A 1,657-nucleotide genomic window follows, 5' to 3' on the forward strand; every position below is an offset into this window, starting at 1 on the left:
CGAACATGTCCGACATCATCCACCGGAGCTCGTCAGCCTCGACGCGCCCCTGGGGGCCGACAAGCAGTCGGTCATCCGTGCTCTGGCCGAGCGCGTCGTCGCGCAGGGCCGCGCCACGAGCGCCCAGGAACTCTTCGACGACGCGTGGGCCCGCGAGCAGAAGGACGAGACCGGGCTCCCCGGCGGCATCGGCATCCCGCACGCCCGCAGCGCTTCGGTCACCGAGCCGACGCTCGCCTTCGCGCGCCTGACCCCCGGAGTCGACTTCGGTGCTCCCGACGGACCCGCCGACATCGTCTTCCTCATCGCCGCGCCCGAGGGTGCCGACGAGGCGCACCTCGCGGTGCTGTCGCAGCTCGCCCGCAGCCTCATGAAGCCGGAGTTCACCGGCGGACTCCGTGCCGCGGCGACCGCGACCGACGCGGTCCGGATCATCACGGATGCCATCACCCCGGCATCCGCCCCCGTTGAGGCCGCGGCTCCGGCCGCGGCGACCCGCGCCGAGGCGCGCACGGCCACGGCGACGAAGACGACGAAGATCGTCGCCGTCACGGCCTGCGCCACGGGCATCGCGCACACGTTCATGGCGGCGGACGCGCTCACCGCCGCGGGGCTCGAGGCCGACGGCGTCGAGCTCGTCGTCGAGCCGCAGGGCTCGAGCGGCTACAAGGCCCTCCCGCAGAGCGTCATCGACGACGCCGACGCCGTGATCTTCGCGGTCGACGTCGACGTCCGCGAACCGCAGCGCTTCGCGGGCAAGCCCGTCATCCGCGCGGGCGTCAAGCGCGGCATCGAACAGCCGAAGCAACTCATCGCCGAGGCCGTCGCCGCCGTCTCCAACCCGAACGCTCCGCGCGTGGCCGGATCGGCCGCCGGAGCCTCCGCCGCCGCTCCCGTCGCCCAGCAGTCGGTCGGTCGTCGCATCCAGCGGTGGCTGCTGACCGGTGTCAGCTACATGATCCCGTTCGTCGCCGGCGGTGGCCTCCTCATCGCGCTGGGCTTCCTGCTCGGCGGATACCAGGTCACCAAGGACGCGGCCAACGTCATCATCCAGAACTCGCTGTGGGACCTCCCCGCCGGCGGACTGGGTCAGTACCTCGGCTCGGTGGCCTTCGAGATCGGCGCCACCTCGATGGGCTTCATCGTCGCCGTGCTCGCGGGCTTCATCGCCTACGCGATCGCCGACCGTCCGGGCATCGCCCCCGGTTTCGTCGCGGGTGCGGTCGCGGTGCTCATGAACGCCGGCTTCATCGGCGGCATCATCGGCGGTCTGCTCGCCGGTTTCATCGCGTGGTGGCTCGGTCGCTTCGACGCGCCCCGCTGGCTCCGCGGCCTCATGCCGGTCGTGATCGTGCCGTTCCTCGGCTCGATCTTCGCCTCGGGCCTGATGATCCTGTTCCTCGGCCGCCCGATCGCGTGGCTCATGGAGCAGCTCACGGCCGGTCTCACGTCGCTCGCCGGCAGCGGTGCCGGTGCCGTCATCCTCGGCGTCATCCTCGGCCTCATGATGTGCTTCGACCTCGGCGGCCCCGTCAACAAGGTCGCCTACGTCTTCGCCACCCACGGCCTGGCCGCAGCCACGCAGACCAACACCACGCCTTACATGATCATGGCCGCGGTCATGGCCGCCGGCATGGTTCCGCCGCTCGCGATGGCC

General features: G+C 71.5%; 1 protein-coding gene. It reads left to right on the plus strand.

The features are described from left to right. On the plus strand, nt 1-1,657 hold a 1,657-nt coding region (locus I5G_RS23395; RefSeq protein WP_022880288.1), incomplete at both ends, for a fructose-specific PTS transporter subunit EIIC.

The organism is Microbacterium sp. B19, assembly GCF_000333395.1.
In the GTDB taxonomy this organism is placed as follows: Bacteria; Actinomycetota; Actinomycetes; order Actinomycetales; family Microbacteriaceae; genus Microbacterium.